Here is a 20,986-nt window from a genome sequence, read left to right as displayed (position 1 = left end):
ATTCGGCCTGTGACCTGCAGTTCCAATAGGAACTTGCAGACTCACAGGCCGAATTTCATTTTTGGCTAATTTTCCTGGATGTCGCCCGTATTTGTAATGACACATTTCACATTGATTTCCGGTATGAGCTGGGGGTAATACGTTTCGCGCCATAGCTTGAGCTTGGAGAAGGCCAGCTTGTTCCGGAAAATTTCACCCGTACCCAGCGAATCCGCTTTGCTGGCTTGCAGCTTCTTGAATAACTGCTTGTACCGGATCTCCATTGACTCCGATAACGCGTTTTCAATTTGCTGCTCGGACATGTTGCCGTTGTTCTCAAGCAGATGCAGCGACAGCTTCAAGCGCATGTTCAGCACGGGCTTTCCGTCCCGCCAAGACGTGCGAAGTCGATTATCGCAATTGACGATGGACACGCTGGCTTGATGGGCGGTTTCGACTACGGAGCCTTGGAACAGCTCGTCGTATAAGTTCACGAGAAGCGATTGCTCCTGCGAAATTTCGCCCACCATTTTTTCCTTCGACATGATGGCCGAACCAACGAATTCCATCATGGTCGATTTGCCCGATTGCAGAATCGGAATCGTGACATCCTGCGTATCCGAGTGGATGGCGCCGAAGGTTTCCCAGAGATAGGCAAGATTGATTTCGGGGCTCCAGCCGGCGTTCTTATTGAAAAAATTCATTAAGGCGCTTCCGTCAGTCTGGATGGATTTTCCGGTATGATTGAGAAATTGCTCTATATTTTGCGAGGTGATGGCCACAAGCGCTTTCGTCGGCATATGCTGGCTTCGTATCATATAAGCCATTTCGTCCCGGATGCCGTCTATGGCGACTTTGCGGTCGAACAAAACCAGCTGCAGATGCATGAAGTCGATGCCGGCTTCGATGTTGGTATCGATTTGGGTCAGAGCCTTGCTAATTGTGTCGGCCTCATCGTAATGCACCTTGGATATGAGCTTTCGGCCATACGGAAGCGGAACTTGAATAAAAACCCGATATTTCTTTGCCTCCCCGTAAGAGATGCCCATAACGATAGGAAGCATGCGATGGTTGACATCCTTGATGTCCCAGCAGGCGGTTAAGGAGAGCATGCAGAGGAGCAACAAAACAGCTGTACGTGCCCGGCGCATCATTCAGTCAAAACCCGCTTTCCCTCCTGAGCGGCAACCGATCTTCCCCGTAAGAAGACGGCGATCGGAATGACCGCGTAAATCAACAGGCGGAACCACGTATCGGCGGCAAAGACCCGGATGTAATCGTTCCAGCTTGGAATGATGAAGCTGATCAAGAAGGTAATGAGGCTAAGCGAAATCCGGATGTAGGTCTCGCGCCAAGCCGGAATGAGCTTGCGAATCAGGAGCGCGGAAGACCACAGAGAGAACGAACTGAGCGTCATGACGAATGCAAGCAGCGCAACGGCGTAAAACAGCGAAATCCGGTTGAACACCGTCCATGTAATATTAACGGAGTCGAAGCTGGTCATGAGCGGGAAATTCATAATCTTCGCCGCATTGAGGCCATAAATGACGATTGGAACATACAGGACGACAACGTGCAGCAACGATATCAAGACGAAGCTGATTAAGATTGGCCTTATCTTCACCTTGCACACGGGAGGCAGCATGCCTAGAAGCAGGAACGGACAGATCGAGAACAGCGTGATTAAAAAGGTGCTGTTCGACAAAAAGTCCATACTTGGATTGATAAGCGGGTAAACGCGCACGAATTTGGCATTTTGAAAGCATGCGAATATGGCGAATAACAGCACGGGAAAGTTAATTAACGTGAGTAGGGTGCTGCCTCTCATAATGCCCTGCGGTCCGATGGATGCTCCGAAGAACATAAGCAGGCAGAGCACAGCCAAGATGACGTGAAGCGGTGAGCTCGAGATAAATACGATAATCATCAGTTCGGCAAAATAACGCAGCGCCAATATCGGAATAAGCATAATGAACCCGGATAGCGGCACGATCAACGCGGCGCTAATCCATTTACCAAGGGGCAGAAACAGGTCGCCATAATCTTTGTTCCCGGCTTTGCGGAGCCCCAGCAGAAGCAGGAGAAGCAAAAACAGTTCGATTCCCATGCTCAAGCATACGGGCTCCCAATGGCCGTATTCGGTCGTTTCCAGCATCGAACGCGTAAAGGCGGCAAACAGGATGCTGCAGTGGGCGGCTAAAAAGAATATAGGAGCAGTCATAGTGGCGACCCATCGATGCATCAATTGCGACACTTCTTTCTTAGAGTCATTGTTCTTGCTTCTTTCGCAGAGAGAAAATCCATGAACGGAACGCCGAACCGCTCCAGGCTGCACACGTAGTAGCAGATGGCGATAAAGCCGACGAATAAGCCGAAGATCCCGAATATGCCCGAAAGGATAACGACCCCTGACCGCAGCAGCCGCACGATCAGCGTATTCAAGTAATTTGGAAAAGCAAAATGAGCCGTCACCGAGGCTGCAAGCACGATGATGACGAGGTTGCTTACGAGCTTTGCGTCGACGATGGCCTGGCCGAGAATAATGCCGCCGATCAAGCAGTTCGTCGATGCGATGGTTTTGGGCAGGCGCTGCGTCGCTTCGATGATGATTTCGCTGATGATCAGAAGCAGCAGCATCTCGAGAAACGTCGGCAGCGGGATGCCGATCCGGCTCTCCGCGATGGATAGAGCGAGCTCGATCCGCAGCGTCTCGGGATTAACGGATACAAGAGCTACATACAGCGCTGGTATCAGCAGGGCGATCAGAATGCTGAGCAAGCGCAAGCCGCGCAGGAGCAGCATGATGGGTATAGGAAATTGTCGGTCCCATTCCAAGGCAATGAAATCGCTGAATATCAAGGGAAGCACGTACGCGGTCGGCTCACCGTCAATCAGCAGAAGGACTCTGCCCTGCATCATGGACGCGACGGCTTGTCCGGGCAGCTCCGTTTTATGATATGGAGATAACAAATGATAGCGGCTTTGGCCGAAGATGCGGATGAGGTCCTGTCCGTTCCGGACGTCTTGCTTCGAAGCTTTCTTCAAGGCGTTCTTGACGGTTTCGAGCAAATCCCGATCCACGTCTTCCGACAGATACACCAAGGCAGCTTGCTTCTGAGCCACGCCATGGAAGTGAAGAATCTCGATCTGGAGCTCGGTTGAATCGATCGTTCTGCGCAGAATGCCCATGTTGGTGGTTAAGGGCTCCATGAAGGCGATCGCTGATGAGAAGGGGAGGAACTCGTTTTCCGCTTTATCAATGGCACGTTCGAGCTGCTTGAGCTTTCCTTGAAAACTGAATGCCTGATTTGCCGTCGCGTCGATCAAGACGACCTTCCCTTGCAGCAAAAGATCCATATCGGCCGGAGTCCAGGCTTGCCCTATTAAGCGCGCGCAGATTTCCTCGAAGCCGGAATCCGCTCCGATGCCGCAGTTCGAGATAAACGAAATGGTTTCCTCCCAACTCACAAGGGATTCGTAGCCGGCGATCCGCAGTGTGATCGATCCCACTTGGAGCTGATCGATTCTTAAGTCGTGCTGGGTTTTTGTTTGCTTTTGCAGCGTTTCGACATAGGCTTCCATTGCTACACCTCTCGAAGTATTTTTTTCCAAGCGGAGGAAAAATATGCACCGGGTCGAATGTATTACGGCATATGCAGCTATCAAAGGAGGAACAATCCGTGGAACGTTCGATACCGCAGCTTCTGGTCAGTCTTGATGGCAAAGAAATCGATTCGGCAGGGGAATGGAAGGAGCGGCGCAGGCCCGAATTGCTTGAGCTATTCGCTGAGCATGTTTACGGCAGGCAGCCGGTAAGTCGGCCGCAATGGATGATCTTCGCCGCTGCAGCGCAAGAGCTGTGCTTAGATGGCAAGGCCGTCCGCAAGAACATCGATATTCATTTTGTCGGAGATGGCGAAGGAGAAAGCGGAGGCCAAGGCCGCATTCGCTTAACCTTGTATGTTCCTGCCGATACGGGTGGGGCTGAGAAGAAACGGTGGCCCGTGTTTCTGCTCCTTGATCACGGCAGGCTGTCGGCGGTGCGGGAAGGGGAATCGCCTTCCACGCCTTTCTGGCCGGTGGAGCAAATTATCGACAGCGGGTATGGCACGGCGATGATTGCCGCCGAGGACATCGATCCCGACGCGCATGACGGTTTCCGTAACGGGGTGCACGGGTTGTTTGATCCGAATGATCGGCCTCGCGCCGGAGATGCATGGGGCACGATCTCCGCATGGGCATGGGGGCTTAGCCGCGCCATGGACTATTTGGAGACGGATCCGGACGTCGATTCGGCCCGGGTTGCCGTCATCGGCCATTCCCGCGGGGGCAAAACCGCGCTTTGGGCCGGCGCGCTCGACGAGCGCTTCGCCATGGTCGTCAGCAATGAATCGGGCTGTACCGGCGCGGCTATTTCGAGAGGGAAGGTTGGGGAGCGGGTTCATCAGATCAATACCGCATTCCCGCACTGGTTCGCGGATAATTACAAGCGCTATAACGAGCGCGAAGAAGAGCTGCCGGTTGACCAGCACATGCTGCTCGCTATGATAGCACCGCGGCTGTTGTATGTATCAAGCGCCGCGGAGGATGAGTGGGCTGATCCGGCTTCGGAGTATTTATCCCTTCAGCTGGCTGAGCCCGCTTACCGGCTGCATGGCTTGGGCGGCTTGGCAGCTGCGCCGTTTCCGGAGCTGGATTCGCCGCTTCATGCCGAGCGCTGCGGGTACCATATCCGGGCAGGCCGGCATGATTTGAACGAAGTGGATTGGACCTATGTACTTGCTTTTGCAGAGGGACGTTTGTAATGTGAAAAGACCCGTAAGAGACGGCTGCGCACGGTGTGCGCAGTGGCTCTTACGGGTCTTTTGTCGATTAGGTTCAGCCTACAGCTTAATCCGGATTACATTCCAAGAAGCTTTACCAAGCGCGGCTTGGACCGTGCTGCCTTCGACAATGGCGCTCCCTTGCGAGTGAGGCGTCACGCGATTCGGCGCATCCAGTGTGTTGGCTGCCTTCAAGTCATCGCACGCCATGACGATATGCTCCAGGATGCGGAAGGTGCCGAAGCTGCGCAGATCGATTTCGAGCGGCAGCGCTTCGCTTAAGTGACGGTTCACCGCGAATACCGTAACTTCGCCTGCTTCGGCATTGTGTACGGCCACGGCGTCAAGGTACGGTACGTCGGTGTAATCTTTGGCATCGTACTTCGGCGATTGGATCAGCGGAACGAGCACCGTGCCTCGTCCGAATACGCTTGCGTGCATGTAAGGATAATAGATGGTTTGCTTCCATGCGCCGCCGCCGTTTGCTGTCATGATCGGGGCGATGACATTGACGAGCTGTGCGAGGCAGGCCATTTTGACGCGGTCGGCTCGTTTCAGCATACTGATCAGCATGCTGCCGACCAGCAAGGCGTCCTCGTGATTATAGACATCCTCCAGCTGAGGCGGCGCGACGGACCATGGCTCGATCCGGGAATCGGCCTCATTGGAATGGTACCAAACGTTCCATTCGTCAAAGGAGAGGTTCATCCGCTTCTTGCTGCGTTTCGTCGCCTGGACATAGTCGCAGGTGGAAATAACCGTGTTGATAAAAGAGTCCATGCCCATCGATTGCGCCAGGAAGTTGGACGTATCCTTGTCGCGGTTGCCGTAGTACTGGTGCAAGGAAATATAGTCGACCTCGTTATAGCAAAGGTCGAGCACGGTGCGCTCCCACTCTGGGAACGTGGCCATCGTGAGATTCGAGCTGCCGCAGGCAACCAGCTCGATCGAAGGATCGACCCACTTCATTACCTTCGCGCTCTCGGCTGCGATTCGGCCGTATTCAGCCGCGGTCTTCGCGCCGATCTGCCACGGTCCGTCCATTTCGTTGCCCAGGCACCAGGTCTTGATTTGATGCGGCTGTTTGTAGCCATGCGAAATACGAAGATCGCTTAATTGTGTGCCGGACGGATGGTTGGCGTACTCGACCAGCTGACGGGCTTCATTCGGACCGCGCGTACCGAGATTGATGGCCATCATAGGCGCTGTGTTCGCCTTGCGGCACCAATCGACGAATTCATTCAGGCCGAACAAGTTCGGTTCGATCGTCCGCCAAGCCAGCTCCAGTCTTTTCGGGCGAAGCTCCACAGGACCGACGCCGTCCTCCCAGTTATAGCCGGAAACGAAGTTCCCGCCCGGATAACGAACGATCGGCACGTCTATCCCTTTGACCAGCTCCAACACATCACCGCGAAATCCTTGCTCATCGGCGCTCGGATGTCCCGGCTCGTAGATGCCTCCGTAAACGGCCCGGCCCAGATGTTCGACAAAAGAACCGAAAACCCGCTTATCCACCTCGCCAATCGTAAAATCCTTTTCGATAATCATTTTTGCTTTCAGCGACATGCGATGTTCACCCCTGCATTCATTAAATTGGATTAATAAAAACATTAATAAGTTAATAATATAATGATTGCTATATCGCTAATTAAACCTTAACCTAGGCTTACAGTGCAAGCTTTTCTTTTGATGCAAATTGAATTAATATATTTGTTAATTGAAGGATGGGAAGGGAATCGTGAATCGAATGATACGGGCAAATTTGGACCGCAAATGGCTGCCGCTGTATGAGGCGCTGGCGAGCGAGGTGAGACTGCATATATTGGAGCTGCTGGCGGTGCAGCCGATGAATATTAAGGAGTTGGCCGCGGCGCTCGGGTTGAGCAGTGCGATCGTGACGATGCATGCGAGAAAGCTGGAAGCGGGCGGTTTAATCGAGACGATGCTGGTAAGGCGAGGGGGCGGCACGCATAAGATCTGTTCGCTTGCTGCCGGGCATGTGGAGATTCTGATCCCCAAGACGGCTGAGCCGAAAAGGGAGTTTCAAGAAGTATCGATTCCGGTCGGCCATTATACCGGCTTCGAGATTCATCCTACGTGTGGACTGGCGACTTCGGAGCATATCATTGGGCAGTACGACGATCCGCGCTTCTTCATGGAGCCGGAACGCATGCATGCCCAAATCCTCTGGTTCGGCAAAGGGTATGTGGAGTACCGCATCCCCAATTATGTGCTCCAGGGACAGACGCTGGAGGAAATTGAGATTTCGCTTGAAATCGGCTCGGAGGCGCCCGGCGTTCGAGCGGACTGGCCGTCGGATATTCATTTTTATTTGAATGACACGCTGCTTGGCGTATGGACCAGCCCCGGCGATTCCGGCGAGGGACGAGGCAAGCTGACGCCGGCTTGGTGGACCGTCAACCAATATGGCTGGCTCAAAATCATCCGCGTAACAAGCAGTGGCACCTACCTCGACGGCCAACGCTTGTCGGACGTGAAGCTGCAGGATATTGTCCGAACGCGCAATGATTGGCTGCTCCGATTGGCGGTACCCGAAGATGCCGAGCATGTCGGCGGTTTGACCATCTACGGCGAGGGCTTCGGTAACTACAATCAATCGATCGTATTTCGAACCTACCGCAGTTTGGGGCATTAGTATTAGTGTGTTCTAGCAGCTAGATAATGAGGGTGAAAATGTGCAAAAAGTGGTAGGCGGTTCAGGGTCGGTCGAAGCACGATACGTGGGTAGATATTATTATCCGGTCACCTCTCATGAGGATGAGGTGGACTTGTGTGGGATGGAAATGCGCTCGTTATTCGGTTGTGAGCCAAATCTAGGTTGTGTGATTAGCGATAAAAATATAAATCCGGGCAGAAGTCCTTTTATCCGTGGAAAGCTGGCCGTTCAGCTTCTGGCCGATGAACCTGCCGGCATTGCCGCGCAGGTTGCCGATGCTGTCCGGCTTGAAGGCGATACGTTCAAGGTCATCTTTGTCGGTGGCGGCGATGAGCGCGAGTCGTTCGATTTCGACCGCCAGCGGGCCATTGAGAAGGAGATCGGCTGGCAGATCGTTGGCACAGCGGAGATGCGGCGGCCGGATCGGTTATTTGGCGTAGCCTATGCGGAGGGGCGCTACCTGTTCGGGGAGTATGAGAAAAGCGAGGCGCTGTGGCTAAAGTATAACGACAAGCCTCAGCCGTATTCCACCGCGCTAAGCACGCGCGTAGCCCGGGCGGTTGTCAATATGGCTGCGCCGACAACGGATGAGCGCGTCATTGATCCTTGCTGCGGGATCGGCACGGTTATCATCGAAGCGTTGTCGATGGGCATCTCCATCGTCGGCTTCGATAATAATCCGCTGGCGCTGAAGGGAGCCCGTATTAATCTGGCGCACTTCGGCATGCCGGACGTGGTCAAGCTGGCGGATATGACGACGCTGGAACCGAGTGAGTTTGCTTTGGCAGCGGATGAAGGCGAAGCGTCGGTCGGCAGGCGAACCTTCGATTCGGCGATCCTCGATCTGCCTTACAACCTGTGCTCGAAGCTGCCATCAGCCGAGCGATTGGCTATGCTCCGCAGTGCGGGCCGCTTGGCAGAACGCGTCATCATCGTCACGACGGAGCTCATCGACGACGACATCGCGGAAGCCGGCTTCATCATCACCGACCGCTGCATCGTCCGCAAAGGCAGGTTCGAGCGACAAGTAATCGCCTGCTGCGGGCAATAGCTCGGACGGGTTACGATGCAAGGGCGGTTGTCGAAGTAATTATTGAGAGTGGCGGGAGCTAGTGCTGATTAGTAAAGAGTGGCTCTCAGAGCAACACATGGTGTGGAAGATGAAAAAGTAGCTCCGAGGGCAACACATAGGTGTGGAGAATGGTGTGTTTAGAGAAAGAGTAGTTCCGAGGGCAACACATGGTGTGGAGAATGGTGTGTTTAGAGAAAGAGTAGCTCTGAGGGCAACACATAGGCGGGGAAATGGTGAGTATAGAGAAAGAGTAGCTCCTAGGGCAACACATAGGCGGGGAAATGGTGAGTTTAGAGAAAGAGTAGCTCCCTGAGCAACACATGGTGTGGGAAATGGTGAGTTTAGAGAAAGAGTAGCTCCGAGGGCAACACATAGGCGGGGAAATGGTGAGTTTAGAGAAAGAGTAGCTCCCTGAGCAACACATGGTGTGGAAAATGGTGAGTTTAGAGAAAAAGTAGCTCCGAGGGCAACACATGGTGTGGAAAATGGTGAGTTTAGAGTAGCTAATAATTACAAGAAGACCACCCAGAGGTCTACATGGAGGCCGAGGCGGCCTTGAATTCCGTGATAGAAGCTCGCCTAGAGGTCTACATGGAAACTGGGGAGAACGACGGGTGAAGCAGGTACAGCTAAGTTAGTCCAGTGTGGCCCTTTGAGCAACATTAAGGTGGTTATGAGAGGTAGCAGTTACCGCTCATGCGCCGCAAATGGTGGATATTAGCCAAAGAGAGGTACCAGTTACCGCTCATGCGCCGCAAATGGTGGTTATTAGCCAAAGAGAGGTACGAGTTACCGCTCATATGACGCAGATGGTGGATATCGGCAAAAGAGAGGTAGCAGTTGCCGCTCATGCGCCGCAGATGGTGGATATTAGCTAAAGAGAGGTAGCAGTTACCGCTCATGCGCCGCAAATGGTGGATATTAGCTAAAGAGAGGTACGAGTTACCGCTCATGCGCCGTAAATGGTGAATATCAGCTAAAGAGAGGTACGTAGTACCGCTCTTTAGCCCGGCACCCCGGCAGCACGGGGCGAGCCAACCAGCCGGCTAGCCACCAAGAAGAAGGGCCAAACATCCTATGGATGTTTGGCCCTTCTTCGCTCATGCCGTTCCTTATCCGCTGTACCCGATCTTCAGCAGCAGCTCCATCTTCCCGCCGGCCTCCAGCATCGGGAGCTCTTCCCTGCTGACGAGCTCGCCGTTCAGCGCCATCCATGGTTCGACGCAGACGAACGGGGATCCGTTCACTTGCCACAGCACCACGTACTTGAATGCATCGCTGTAAGACAATGCAATGGTTCCACGGCCATCGGGGCCGGGGAAGGTAATGGAACGCGCAGCAGCATCAAGCAAAGCGACGGATTCTTTCAAGCCATCAAGTGAGATCACGCCGTCGATGGATTTAACCTCATTGTCGTTATAATCCAAATAACGCGTCGCATCCGTTCCATACACCAAGTCCTTCGACTCGGAGCGGAAGTACGGGTGGAATCCCGCGTAGAACGGCATCGCGGAGTCCGACAGGTTGCTGTACGTCTGGCGGATTTGCAGCTCGCCTTCAACAAGCGCGTAGGTAAACAACAGCTCGAACTGCCATGGATACTCGGCCAGCGTACTTTCGCTGCTGCGTAAACGTACCGTTACAGACGCTTCTCCGGCATCGGAGTCGGCAACAACTTCCCAAGCACGATTCCGTGCGACACCGTGATTACGCATCGAATAAACCGTGCCATTCCATTCATATTGCCCGCCGGGCAGCTGACCGCAGATCGGGAAAAGAATCGGATTACCGCCGCGGATATTCGCCTCCGGATCAAGGTAGGTCGCTTTATCAAGATAGAACAGCTCCTCGCCGCCCAGCATGCAGCTGGTTGCAATCGCACCTCGCTCAGGACAGATCGTAACCGAAGCATTCGTGACGGAATCCGTCAACGTGTATATTGTATATGTTCCATCGTGATGTGAGTTCACTTCATAGCGGTTCTGACTCATGTTGGAAGCCTCCCAAGTATGGTTTTATGCGAACAAGCATACCATATTGCGGCAGTGGACAAAAACCCGGCGACGGTTCCAATGGGCGAACAACTATTTTTCAAACGCTATATTGCATAAATGAATAGTGAGCGATATACTATAGCAGCAGGCACATTTTTTTTGACCAGCTATTCTACAATGATGAATACTTAACGATATGGTATAGGAGCGTTGACTATGAATGTACAGTTTAAGAAAGGCGTGCTCGATTTGTGCGTTCTTGCGTTAACTGCTTGGGAGGACCGATATGGGTACGAGCTTGCGGTCACCATGTCCGCGAAGTTCGAGGTCGCCGTCGGCAGTGTGTATCCGCTGCTCAGCCGCTTGACGCAGGAGGGTTATTTTTCAACCTATCTCAAGGAATCATCAGAAGGACCGCCGCGAAAATATTACAAGCTCACGCCCAAAGGGCATACGCATCTCATGGGACTAATCAGTGAATGGCGGACATTCTCCGTCGCAGTAGATGAATTGATTAAGGAAGGTGTCGAACGATGATCAGAGAGCAGTATTTGGGACAGCTATGGGAGCTGCTTTCTCCCGTACCGGAGCCGCTTCGCAGGGAATGGATGTACGATTATGAAGAGCATTTTCGCATGGCGGCCGAGCATGGACGTTCGGAAGTGGAAGCTGCCAACGAGCTTGGCGACCCGCGGTTGATTGCGAAGGAGCTGATGCTCAATTATCGCGTCGATCAGGCGTCGAATAAGAGCGGAAGCATCACACTGGTATCACGGGCGGTACTCGCTGCAGTCAGCTTAGGATTCTTCAATCTCGTTTTCGTGCTGGGACCCTATGTCGCGCTGCTGGGAGTACTTGTTGCGATATGGGCGACAGCCATTGCTGTCGGGCTTTCCTCAGTTATGGCGATCTATGAAGGCGCATATGGCGGCGGAATCACGCTTCTGCAAGGCACCTTCCTCTCCATGGTGCTGATTGCGCTCGGAATGCTGATAGGTGCAGGCGCGCACTGGTTGACGCGAGCTTTTGCCAAGATGACTTTAAGTTATTTGAAATTTAATTCCAGAGTGATAAGGGTGAAAAAAGGATGAGAAATTGGATCGTTGTCGCGTTGATATTGCTCGTGGTCGGTTTGATCGGCGCCTTCGGCACGTTCCGTAAAGACGGAGCGCTCTCCTTCGGAACGGAGAAGGTAGCCCAAGAGCAGACAGTAGCCGGAGAGGGCATTGAAGAGGTGGAGATTCATACCGGCAGCTTGGATCTGACTGTCGTTCCGAGCTCCAATAATGAGGTGAAAGCAGAGCTCACAGGCCGTGCCAGCAAGAAATACCGGGATAAACTGAAGCTGCAGCTTGAGAAAGATGGGCATGTCCTTCGGGTATCCGTGGAGGACGGAGTCGGCTTTACAATTGGCATCAACATTCGCAATTTGGACCTGCGGCTGGAACTGCCGGAGCAGCAGTATCGGAAGCTGATGCTTGATGCAGGCAGCGGGGATATTGATATTGCGCAGCTGAATGCGGATCATATTAATCTGCATTCGGGTTCAGGGGATATGACGCTCAAGAAGCTGAATTCGCAATCCATCGAAGCTAAGATCGGCAGCGGCAACATGAGTTTTGCTGATGTTACGGCAGCGGATCTCATCGCCGTGGATGCAGGCTCAGGCAATGTATCTACGGAAGGCGTAAAGGCGAAGAAGATTACGGTTGATGTCGGCAGCGGCGATGTCGAGTTAGAAGATGCTGTCGCAGAGCTTCAGATCGAAACAAACAGCGGCGATATCGACTTGATTCTGAAAGCACTCGAACAGCCTGTCGAGCTGGAGACCGGCAGCGGTGACGTATCCATCCTGACCGACGAACAGCCGGCATCGGCTCGCATTACGTTCAGTCATGGTTCCGGCGACCTCGACAATGAATGGGATGGAGGAGAGCAATCGACGGACAAGGATGATCGCGACGTACTGCTCTTCGGCAGTGGATCCATTCCGCTGCATATTCATACAGGATCGGGCGATTTAACGGTTGGCGCTAAGTAAACATCTAATAGGGTTCCTTTTGCTTATTTGAGCAAGCGGGGGCCCTATTTTCTTTGTTTCCGCGGAATTTCAGTTTTAATGTCGAAAAACCGATATTCTGAAAGAAGGATAATAGACCTATTAGGCAGAAGACATATCCTAGTACTTCCCAGCATAAACTTCGTTGTTTATGAACAGGGGGAGATGTGAATGGTAGAATCGCCGGATTTGCCGCTGCTGCCCTATCGCGTGATTGGTGGGGTAAAATGCTTTGAATTGTTCGCAGGTGTGGTTCAGCAGGAGCTTCTGCCAGGAGTATTTATGCAAGGTTATGGATATAACGGGTCTATTCCGGGGCCGACCATCGTCGTGGAGCCGGGGGATTTCGTGCAAATTCGGGTCATCAACAACTTGCCGGAGCCGACGAGTGTTCATTGGCATGGGCTTGACGTGCCGAACGCGATGGATGGCGTACCGCCGTTCGAGCCTTCGCCGCTCATACAGCCGGGATACGGATTTGATTACCGGTTTCGGATTATTAATCCGCCCGGCACCCATATGTATCACAGCCATTATGAATCCATACGGCAAGAAATGATGGGACTTGGCGGGCTGTTCATTATTCGAAATCGACAGGAGAAGCAAGTCACCAGAGACTTTGCCTATATGCTTCAGGAATTTCATTTGAACGGCCTTCCCAAAGGCGAGCTTCAGCCGGGTATCTATGCCGTCGATCCTATGTCGGACGGATTTAATTTCTTTACGATGAATGGACGCTGCTTTCCGAATACTTCTCCGCTTCATGTGCGATTGAGGGACTGCGTTCGGATTCGACTGGCTAATTTGGGGATGCAAGGGCATCCCATGCATCTTCATGGCGTGCAGATGCTGGAGACCGCTTATGACGGTAATGAAGTACCGCCGTGGAACCGACTTCGCAAAAGCACGGTATTCGTCGCGCCGGGCGAGACGCGAGATATTCAGTTCGACGCATGGAATCCGGGCCGCTGGCCGTTTCATTGCCATATCCCGCATCATACCTCGAATAATTTTACACTGCCGGCCGGTGGGATGTTTACGACCATTCAAGTCGGCGACTGAGTTGCGTTACCTTGAGAGGCAGAACTAAGAGAAGGAGCTTAAACCCATGCAGATGAAAGAAAAATCCGCGATCGGACCGATTCTGGGCGTCCTCCTGCCGATTTTATTTTTTGAAGGGCTGCGCTCTTCGAAAACACTGGATATTTCCGTCGAGGCGCCTGAGGGACATTTTCAAATTGTAACGCTTGTGGCTGCGCTGGCTATCGTGGCTGCGATTGCCGTTGGTATTGCCGGACACCGTCTGCGGAATATTAAAGTAGGGTTCATGTCACTTGCGTATGTATCGCTGGCCGGCATATTCGTCTTACATGGGCTGACTACGCCGGGATTCATCATTCATGCCGGGCATCTGCCGAGTGTGTTGGCACAGCTTAGCGTATTGGTTACCTCCGTGTGGCTGTTCTTGTCATCCGTATCCACGGATCGATTTATTATTAAACAGCTCTCCAAAATACGAATGTGGCTCATTCCGGCGTGGCTGATACTGCTAGGCTTCATTTTCTTACTGGCCTTGGAGCAGCCGCATCTCATAGATGAAATACCGCTTAATATAGATCCATACAAATGGATCGCCTCGTCGATTACTTGTATAACTTGCGTGTGGACGATGTATCGCTATTGGCAATCGTACAGAAATGCGGGATTTCCGCTGCAGCGCGCCATTGTCTATAGCGTCGGGCTCATTATCGCGGCACAATATATCATTGTTATGGGCACGTCTTGGAAACTGAGCTGGTGGCTCTATCATGTATTGCTATTATTCTCTATGGTTATCATGCTGGTGGGGCTGCTCCGGCAGTATTTCTCGCAAGGCTCCTTCAGTAACTCGTTGAAAGTACTGTTTCAATCCGATCCGCGTGCTTGGCTGGAAGCATGCAAGACGCCAAGCGTTCAAGCGCTTATTATGGCAACGGAGGCGCGCGATGCCTATACAGCCGGTCATAATAATCGCGTAGCGTTGTATGCGCTCCGGCTTGGCGAGGAGATGGATCTCAATAAGCATCAGCTGCGTGCTATTGCGCAAGGCGGCGTGGTGCATGACGTTGGGAAATTGAGAGTGCCGGATGCCATCTTGAACAAAGCAGGGAAGCTTACGCCGGAGGAACGGCTTGTTATCGAACGGCATCCGGTTTCCGGTTATGATATGTGCAAGCGGCTCGGGTTTCTGAAAGACGAGCTGTCGGTCATCCGGTCTCACCATGAGAAATGGGATGGAACCGGGTATCCGGATCGGCTGAGCGGCGAGAACATCCCGCTGCTGGCGCGTATTACGGCGATCGCGGACGTCTATGATGCGCTGACCTCTTCACGCTCTTACCGCCAGGCAATGACGCATGAGGAAGCGATGAACATTATCATCCAAGGCAGCGGAGCTCATTTCGATCCGGCCTGCGTCAAAGCATGGCGGCGTCTGGCTGCTGCGGATGCGAAATTTTTCGAAGAGATCGCGGCAAACAGCCGCAGCTTGAAGCTCGTACATAAAGCGGCGCAATAATGCGAATAAGAGGAGATCCTTAGGCGGGATCTCCTTTTTCATGCTGCCCGTGATAGTCTCGGCTGCTGCTTTGTTGTCTATGCTCGATGAACGAAACTGTAACGGTTGCCAGCGTGGCTATTTCGTGGAAATATGCCTTTTTTAAAAGCTAACGGTTGTGACAGAGGTTATTTGCAGCAGATTGGTCGATTCCCAGTGGGAAATGCTCAATAAGCTCGTTGGCAACCCTTAGAAAATGAAATGGGTCTATATAAGCCAAATAGCCACTGTCACAACCGTTAGAGTTGGGAAGCGACTCCGCCTACGATCATCGGGGAATTAATGTGCCGCGACGGAAGCTCAAAACACAGAAAAGCGGAGATCCCATGGATCTCCGCTTTTGAGTATTAAGGCCAAATATCTTGCGGCGTCACGTTTAGCTTGGATGCGATGAGCATCGCGGTTTGCCGCTGCGGCTTGCCGATCTTGCCATTGCGAAGCTTCGAAATCGTTTGCAGCGATATCCCGGTTTCAATGGATAGCTGCTGAGCCGACATATAACTGCGCGCCATCAGCACTTTTAACGTCACGGAAGGGTCGATAGCCTCCGAAATCGTCTGGACATCCGTCACGATAAAACCGAAGTGCTTCAATACACCATCGCCGCTATAGAAGGGGCGGAAAGTGATATGCAGCTCCAGCTGGGCGGTGTTGGCGGCCAGCTTGGTTTGTACGACAATGCGGTCCATCCGATTGTGGAGAGCTGCTTGCTCCAGTGCGTAGAAAAGTCGTTCGCGATCATGGTTATTGAAGAATTCATGCAGAGATTCTTGTTCAATGCGGAAGAGGCGGCCATACAGAGGCGCGGAATCATGCTGATAATAACGCTCGATGACATAACGATCGTTTAATATGCCGGAGAACATGACTTTCTTCGAGCTGCTCATCGTGTCGATCCAGGTCTTGGCCGTAATATCTTCGGCTGTGAGCAGGTAAGCCGGTTCTTCCGTATCCTTAACGGCTTCCCAGGTGAGGAGCAGACGCTGCGGCTCATCGGGTTTAAGCCGATCCAACAGTACAGTTTCAGAACTAATGGAGGTGAGCAGATTGTTATTGTTCCAAGCCGAAAACAGTCTGCTTGGCGGCAAGCCCGCCAGTTCTGCTTCAGAGCAGCCTACAAGATTGGAGAAGGCCTTGTTTGCTCTGTTAAACCGTATGTCGTCACCCCGTCCTACAACAACAGCTAATGGCGTTCGTATGGTATGAAATATAGCGGTCAATAGTGTCACTTTGGCTATCCCTCGCAATCGGCTTTGGCTGTTGAGTGCATCTACAATCTATCGAATGTAAACGCAATCCATTCGTCGTTTATAGAACAGTATAAGAGTGGAAAACTGAATTATCAACTGATTATTTATAAGTAATTATGATTATTTATGAATTTTTTTATTATTCGGTCTACCCAATATCATCCATGCAGCTCTTGCAATGCTACATTTACCAACAAAAATGCAAATTCGGGAACTTTCCAAATGAAGCATTTTCACTCATAATAATACATAGACTTGCATCATTGTATTTACATCGAGAGGGCGAATTGGAATGCAAAATTGTACCATTAATGAATGTGACAAACCGGTGAAGGCGAAGAACATGTGCTCCATGCATCATCAGCGCTGGCGCAGACACGGAGATCCGGTCGTGACCAAGGTCCGTCAATCCGCAGAGTCGACCCTGTGCAAGTGGGTGAAATGCCAGAAGTCGTCGGTCAGTAAAGGATACTGCTCCAAACATTACTACATTCATCGTGTGCAAGTATTGCAAATGCAGACAAACTCCTAGGCTTTATCGCACATGAAACGCTATCCTGATCTATGAAGCTATTTCCACTCAAGGTATAATAGGGAAAATGACTACCTTGTTCCTTACTGGAGGGCTTTAGAATGGGAAGTTTCTCATTGCGAACCAAAGTTCTTGTCCTTATCCTCGTTGTGACCTCTGGCGCTCTGACAATTGTCGGCTACGGCAATTACTCAGCGGCCCAGCATACCATTATGGAAGCGCTTATCGAGAAGGCCAATACGAAGGTTCAAAATACGGCAACCAATTTGTCTTCTTGGATCGATACCCGCCGAGCAGAGGTAGAAGTGATGAGCCGAACCGACCAGGTTCGCTTCGGTGCGAATTTTGAACGAGAAGCTTACTTCTGGAATGAGACGCGCAGAACGGGTTCGCCGTTCGAGACGATCGGTTACGCCGATCCAAGCGGTAAAGCGCTGCTGAGCGACGGAAGAATCATCGAATTAGCGAATGATCCCTCCTTTCCTATAGCCATGAGCGGTCGTGTCGTCGTGACGGATCCGATGACAAACGGCAGCACGAAGAGCAAAATCATTGTAATCCAAGTTCCGGTATACGGGACGACCAACGAGGTTATTGGCATTATTTACGCCTCCTTGCTCGCGGAACGTATGTACAGTGAACATTTAAATATTCGGGTTGGGACCACCGACAGATTATTCATGTATAACGATAAGGCGGAAATCATCGAAGCGCCTAAGGAGAGCGGGCTGCTTGACTTGTCTTCGAAATCGATACTGTCCGAAGAGCTGCCATTCCAGCCGGCTGCGCTGGATATGCTCGTTAATGATAAGGGTTATTTTGAGCTGGATGGGCAATCCGGCTCCTCCATTTTATTTTTCTCCGCTGTAAAAGGAACGTCTTGGCATATTGGATTAAACGTATCCCTATCCGAAATCAGGCAGCCGCTGGAAGCCATTAAGTGGCGTTCGGTTCTCTCTATTGTCATTGCGGAGGCCATGCTTACCATTCTCTTCTTCTTGTTCTCCGATCATATTATCAGACGGATTAAACGCGTAATCAACGTGACGGAAGCGGCCGCTGCCGGTCGATTCGACGTGAATAACGTACTGGATGACAGCGGGGATGAGATCTCGCAGCTGTCGCATTCGGTCAACGAAATGAAGGTGCAGCTGAGCGGGATGTTCGGCCGCATGGATGCGATGATTAACCAGAACCAATTCGCTTTCATTGTGCTTGACGATCAATATCGCGTTACCTACTTCAGTAAGGCGGCTGAGCTGATGCTGGGGTACAAGGCGGAAGAGGTTATTAATAAAGCGACGGGATTGCTGTTTATTGATCCGGCGGATATTCAGCGGGAGGCTGAGCGGCTGTCCGGTCGTCACGGTTACCCGGTCCCGGCTGATATTACGGTTTTCGAAATGCTTCGATCGGAGCGCTTCTCCTATGAACGGGAGTGGAATTATCTGCGTAAAGACGGAACCAGCTTCCCGGTTGCCCACAGCTCGAATGGGATGAGGGACCGAGAGGGCCGGTTTATCGGAGTGGCTGCGATTGCCCGCGATATTACGATGCAGAAGCAAGCCGAGAAGGCACGAAACAGACAGTTCAAGGTGATGGGGGCTGCGAAGGACCTGATCGCGATGTTCGATGATCAAGGCCGCCTGCTCTATATTAATGCAGCGGGGCGCACGCTCCTTGGCATCCATAAATCCTATAATGACAATGATGAAATGCCGATGCGCACCATTGGCGAGCTGCTGCAGGGCATCGAGGATGCCCAAGCATACGGCTACCAAGAGGACGAGGTGCTGCTGAGGACGGTTCAAGGGGAGTTTATTCCGGTTTCCAAGATCCTTGTCGTTCACCGTGACGATGAGACGGGTGAAACTTTCTATTCCTGTATTGCACGCGATATCTCGGAGCATAAACGGGTACAGTTCGAGCTTGAGCACGCAAGGCGCGAGGCGGAGAGCGCCAACTTGGCCAAGAGCCATTTCTTAGCGCAAATCAGCCACGAGATCCGAACTCCGCTGGCAGGCATCATCGGTTTAACCGGACTGCTGCAGAAGACGGAGCTGACGTCCTTGCAGCTTGATTACCTGCATAAGACGCGGGATTCCTCCGAAGCGCTGCTTTCGATTATTAATGATATTTTGGACTTTGCGAAAGTCGAGGCCGGCAAGATCGAGCTGAACGAAATGCCCTTTGACCCGTACAGCATGATCCATAAGCTGACGGAGCTGCTGAGCATGTTCGTAGGCGGCAAGGAACGATTTCAATTCATTATCGATACGCCGAGTGACTTGCCGGAGCAATTGATCGGAGACTGGCTGCGAATCGAGCAGGTGCTGCTGAACTTATGCGTGAATGCGATCAAATTCACGGAGCATGGGCATGTCAAGCTGCAGGTGCAATTGCATCCGCGCGGGCGTTTAGAGAAGAATGTGCGCCTTGCTTTCCTCGTGGAGGATACGGGAATCGGCATGACGGAGGAGCAGCTTTCCAAGCTGTTTAAACCGTTTGTCCAAGCCGATGCCGCCACGAATCGCAAATACGGCGGAACGGGCCTTGGCCTTGTCATTGTGAAGCGTTTGGTGGAACTGATGGGCGGCACGATTCAAGTGAAGAGTGAGATCGGCAAAGGCAGTCAGTTTACCTTTACGATTGAGCTTCCTGTAGCGGAGGAGCGCCAACAAGGCCGATTCATGTTGGGACAAGGCGGGGAGTATTCCGTCTGGGTTGTCGAGGACTATGAGCTGCTGAGTCAGCGAATATGCGTTGGACTCGAAGACTGCGGGGTGACGCCAATTACACTCACTTCATGGAAAACGGCTCAGGAGAGGCTGCTTCGTTCAGGTATCGGTGTTCGGCCTTTTGCGTTGCTGCTTGATTTTGAAATGCCCGATATGTACGGGGAAGAAACATGGCACAACATGCATGAAACGGCAAGGGATGCCGGGGTTAAAACGATTGCGCTCACGACGGCATACGGCCGCGAAGAGCTTCTGAAGCTGCCGGAAGAGAAACGTCCGGATACCATTCTTGTGAAGCCGGCCACTCGGGTAAGTCTCTATCAATCGCTATTGACGTTGTTTGAGCATACAGAGCGGGTTGTGACGGCGGCTAATGCCGAGGTGGCTGCTGCCGTTGTCGAGAAGCCGAAGCGGCCAAGCGGGGCAATTCTGCTTGCCGAGGATAATGATATCAATCAGCTCGTTGCAGTGGAACAGCTGCGCGAATGGGGATTTACCGTGGATGTGGCGGAGACAGGTACCGAAGTGCTGCGCAAGCTAACCTCCAGACGCTATGATCTCATACTTATGGACATCCATATGCCGGAAATGGACGGCGATGAGGCGGCGCGGATTATTCGTCTGGACTCGAAGTACGATCGGCTGCCGATAGTGGCGCTTACGGCGAATATTATGCAGGAAGACCATGACCGGTATATGCAGCTGGGCATGAATGATGTGCTGACGAAGCCGATTCCTCCGGATGCACTGCTGCAGATCATATCGAAGTGGATTCGATACGGAGGGGAACTGCGTGTCGAGCCGACCAAGTCGAAGTCCAGAGACCGTGATGCCGTTGGTGCTGTTTACGTGCCCGTGCAATCGCTTGATGACGAATGGCTGCACAAGGGGATACCGGGCCTGCAGCTGGAAGAAGCGCTGCAGCGGGTGAATGGGAAGCGAGATATTTTGAACCATATGTTAAAGCTGTTTGTGAAGGATTACGTAAGTTTCGACGAGCGGCTGCATGAAGCGCTGACGAACGGGGATTTCACGTTGGCCCGCCGGATGGCGCATACGCTCAAAGGAGTTGCGGGTAATTTGTCGGCAGTCAAGCTGGCCAAAGCCGCGCAGGAGCTCGAGCAGCTGCTCAAAGTGCCGGAAGAATTACTGGAAATCGAGACGGTGTACAAAGCCGCCGCAGAAGTGAATGAGGTTCTGAGAGAGCTTGTTTCTCATTTGTCAGAGTTGACAGAATTCGACAATATAACCTAACAAAATTCTAAC

General features: G+C 52.3%; 16 protein-coding genes. 10 read left to right on the top strand and 6 right to left on the bottom strand.

Going from position 1 to position 20,986, the window contains the following annotated elements:
* Positions 1-65: 65 nt before the first annotated feature.
* From BM412_RS24720 to BM412_RS24710, 3 genes are read right to left on the bottom strand one after another with little or no spacing between them, the layout of a single operon-like run.
* Positions 66-1,133 (bottom strand): Ger(x)C family spore germination protein, encoded by a 1,068-nt coding sequence (locus BM412_RS24720; protein ID WP_091224224.1) that lies wholly within the window; start codon positions 1,131-1,133, stop codon positions 66-68.
* The gene (locus BM412_RS24715) at positions 1,130-2,221 is read right to left on the bottom strand and encodes a GerAB/ArcD/ProY family transporter (protein ID WP_091224222.1); all 1,092 of its coding nucleotides are present in this window, start codon (positions 2,219-2,221) and stop codon (positions 1,130-1,132) included. The genes BM412_RS24720 and BM412_RS24715 overlap by 4 nt, the downstream gene beginning before the upstream one ends.
* Positions 2,221-3,561: a spore germination protein gene (locus BM412_RS24710; RefSeq protein WP_091224221.1), complete on the bottom strand. Its 1,341-nt coding sequence runs from the start codon at positions 3,559-3,561 to the stop codon at positions 2,221-2,223. Before BM412_RS24710 ends, BM412_RS24715 begins: the two co-directional genes overlap by 1 nt.
* A gap of 98 nt (positions 3,562-3,659) precedes the next feature.
* On the opposite strand from BM412_RS24710, the gene BM412_RS24705 reads away from it, so the two are divergent.
* Positions 3,660-4,784 carry an alpha/beta hydrolase family protein gene (locus BM412_RS24705; protein ID WP_256256574.1) on the top strand — a complete coding sequence of 375 codons (1,125 nt, stop codon included), beginning with the start codon at positions 3,660-3,662 and terminating at the stop codon, positions 4,782-4,784.
* 78 nt (positions 4,785-4,862) lie between these two features.
* Here the strand turns inward: BM412_RS24705 and BM412_RS24700 are convergent, their stop codons facing one another.
* Positions 4,863-6,368, bottom strand: a complete 1,506-nt coding sequence (locus BM412_RS24700; protein WP_091224216.1) for an arabinosylfuranosidase ArfA — start codon at positions 6,366-6,368, stop codon at positions 4,863-4,865.
* 181 nt (positions 6,369-6,549) lie between these two features.
* On the opposite strand from BM412_RS24700, the gene BM412_RS24695 reads away from it, so the two are divergent.
* Both BM412_RS24695 and BM412_RS24690 read left to right on the top strand, forming a co-directional pair.
* Positions 6,550-7,458, top strand: coding sequence for an ArsR/SmtB family transcription factor (locus BM412_RS24695; RefSeq protein ID WP_091224214.1), 909 nt, complete (start codon positions 6,550-6,552; stop codon positions 7,456-7,458).
* Between the two features lie 187 nt (positions 7,459-7,645).
* Positions 7,646-8,530, top strand: coding sequence for a TRM11 family SAM-dependent methyltransferase (locus BM412_RS24690; protein WP_256256573.1), 885 nt, complete (start codon positions 7,646-7,648; stop codon positions 8,528-8,530).
* A gap of 1,133 nt (positions 8,531-9,663) precedes the next feature.
* Here the strand turns inward: BM412_RS24690 and BM412_RS24685 are convergent.
* Positions 9,664-10,542 carry an aldose epimerase family protein gene (locus BM412_RS24685; RefSeq protein ID WP_091224210.1) on the bottom strand — a complete coding sequence of 293 codons (879 nt, stop codon included), beginning with the start codon at positions 10,540-10,542 and terminating at the stop codon, positions 9,664-9,666.
* A 219-nt stretch (positions 10,543-10,761) separates the two neighbouring features.
* Between BM412_RS24685 and BM412_RS24680 the strand changes: the two genes are divergently transcribed.
* From BM412_RS24680 to BM412_RS24660, 5 genes are all read left to right on the top strand, one after another.
* Positions 10,762-11,082 (top strand): PadR family transcriptional regulator, encoded by a 321-nt coding sequence (locus BM412_RS24680; protein ID WP_091224208.1) that lies wholly within the window; start codon positions 10,762-10,764, stop codon positions 11,080-11,082.
* A complete protein-coding gene (locus BM412_RS24675) occupies positions 11,079-11,636 on the top strand; it encodes an HAAS signaling domain-containing protein (RefSeq protein ID WP_091224206.1) in 558 nt (185 codons plus the stop codon). The genes BM412_RS24680 and BM412_RS24675 overlap by 4 nt, the downstream gene beginning before the upstream one ends.
* On the top strand, positions 11,633-12,586 hold the full coding sequence (locus BM412_RS24670) for a DUF4097 family beta strand repeat-containing protein (protein ID WP_091224204.1): 954 nt from the start codon (positions 11,633-11,635) through the stop codon (positions 12,584-12,586). The genes BM412_RS24675 and BM412_RS24670 overlap by 4 nt, the downstream gene beginning before the upstream one ends.
* A 189-nt stretch (positions 12,587-12,775) precedes the next feature.
* Complete coding sequence (locus tag BM412_RS24665; RefSeq protein WP_091224202.1) at positions 12,776-13,666, top strand: multicopper oxidase family protein; 891 nt, start codon at positions 12,776-12,778, stop codon at positions 13,664-13,666.
* Positions 13,667-13,712: 46 nt separating this feature from the next.
* Positions 13,713-15,161: an HD-GYP domain-containing protein gene (locus tag BM412_RS24660; RefSeq protein ID WP_091224200.1), complete on the top strand. Its 1,449-nt coding sequence runs from the start codon at positions 13,713-13,715 to the stop codon at positions 15,159-15,161.
* A 386-nt stretch (positions 15,162-15,547) separates the two neighbouring features.
* On the opposite strand, the gene BM412_RS24655 is transcribed toward BM412_RS24660, so the two are convergent.
* On the bottom strand, positions 15,548-16,420 hold the full coding sequence (locus BM412_RS24655) for a helix-turn-helix domain-containing protein (RefSeq protein WP_143111695.1): 873 nt from the start codon (positions 16,418-16,420) through the stop codon (positions 15,548-15,550).
* 322 nt (positions 16,421-16,742) lie between these two features.
* Here BM412_RS24655 and BM412_RS24650 point away from each other — a divergent pair, with 322 nt between their 5' ends.
* Both BM412_RS24650 and BM412_RS24645 read left to right on the top strand, forming a co-directional pair.
* Positions 16,743-16,982, top strand: a complete 240-nt coding sequence (locus tag BM412_RS24650; protein WP_091224196.1) for a hypothetical protein — start codon at positions 16,743-16,745, stop codon at positions 16,980-16,982.
* Positions 16,983-17,083: 101 nt separating this feature from the next.
* A complete protein-coding gene (locus BM412_RS24645; RefSeq protein WP_091224194.1) occupies positions 17,084-20,974 on the top strand; it encodes a response regulator in 3,891 nt (1,296 codons plus the stop codon).
* The last annotated feature ends 12 nt before the right edge of the window (positions 20,975-20,986 follow it).

It is taken from the genome of Paenibacillus sp. BC26, assembly GCF_900116125.1.
Classification (GTDB): domain Bacteria; phylum Bacillota; class Bacilli; order Paenibacillales; family Paenibacillaceae; genus Paenibacillus_Z; species Paenibacillus_Z lignilyticus.
This window is presented reverse-complemented; position numbering and strand designations above follow the sequence as displayed.

What these genes read in the sequence shown, in the direction of transcription:
- BM412_RS24695 (WP_091224214.1), top strand. Translation starts at nt 6,550, where the DNA reads ATGATACGGGCAAATTTGGACCGCAAATGGCTGCCGCTGTATGAGGCG.
- BM412_RS24665 (WP_091224202.1), top strand. Translation starts at nt 12,776, where the DNA reads ATGGTAGAATCGCCGGATTTGCCGCTGCTGCCCTATCGCGTGATTGGT.
- BM412_RS24675 (WP_091224206.1), top strand. Translation starts at nt 11,079, where the DNA reads ATGATCAGAGAGCAGTATTTGGGACAGCTATGGGAGCTGCTTTCTCCC.
- BM412_RS24680 (WP_091224208.1), top strand. Translation starts at nt 10,762, where the DNA reads ATGAATGTACAGTTTAAGAAAGGCGTGCTCGATTTGTGCGTTCTTGCG.
- BM412_RS24650 (WP_091224196.1), top strand. Translation starts at nt 16,743, where the DNA reads ATGCAAAATTGTACCATTAATGAATGTGACAAACCGGTGAAGGCGAAG.
- BM412_RS24715 (WP_091224222.1), bottom strand. Translation starts at nt 2,221, where the DNA reads ATGCATCGATGGGTCGCCACTATGACTGCTCCTATATTCTTTTTAGCC.
- BM412_RS24685 (WP_091224210.1), bottom strand. Translation starts at nt 10,542, where the DNA reads ATGAGTCAGAACCGCTATGAAGTGAACTCACATCACGATGGAACATAT.
- BM412_RS24720 (WP_091224224.1), bottom strand. Translation starts at nt 1,133, where the DNA reads ATGATGCGCCGGGCACGTACAGCTGTTTTGTTGCTCCTCTGCATGCTC.
- BM412_RS24670 (WP_091224204.1), top strand. Translation starts at nt 11,633, where the DNA reads ATGAGAAATTGGATCGTTGTCGCGTTGATATTGCTCGTGGTCGGTTTG.
- BM412_RS24660 (WP_091224200.1), top strand. Translation starts at nt 13,713, where the DNA reads ATGCAGATGAAAGAAAAATCCGCGATCGGACCGATTCTGGGCGTCCTC.
- BM412_RS24710 (WP_091224221.1), bottom strand. Translation starts at nt 3,561, where the DNA reads ATGGAAGCCTATGTCGAAACGCTGCAAAAGCAAACAAAAACCCAGCAC.
- BM412_RS24645 (WP_091224194.1), top strand. Translation starts at nt 17,084, where the DNA reads ATGGGAAGTTTCTCATTGCGAACCAAAGTTCTTGTCCTTATCCTCGTT.
- BM412_RS24700 (WP_091224216.1), bottom strand. Translation starts at nt 6,368, where the DNA reads ATGTCGCTGAAAGCAAAAATGATTATCGAAAAGGATTTTACGATTGGC.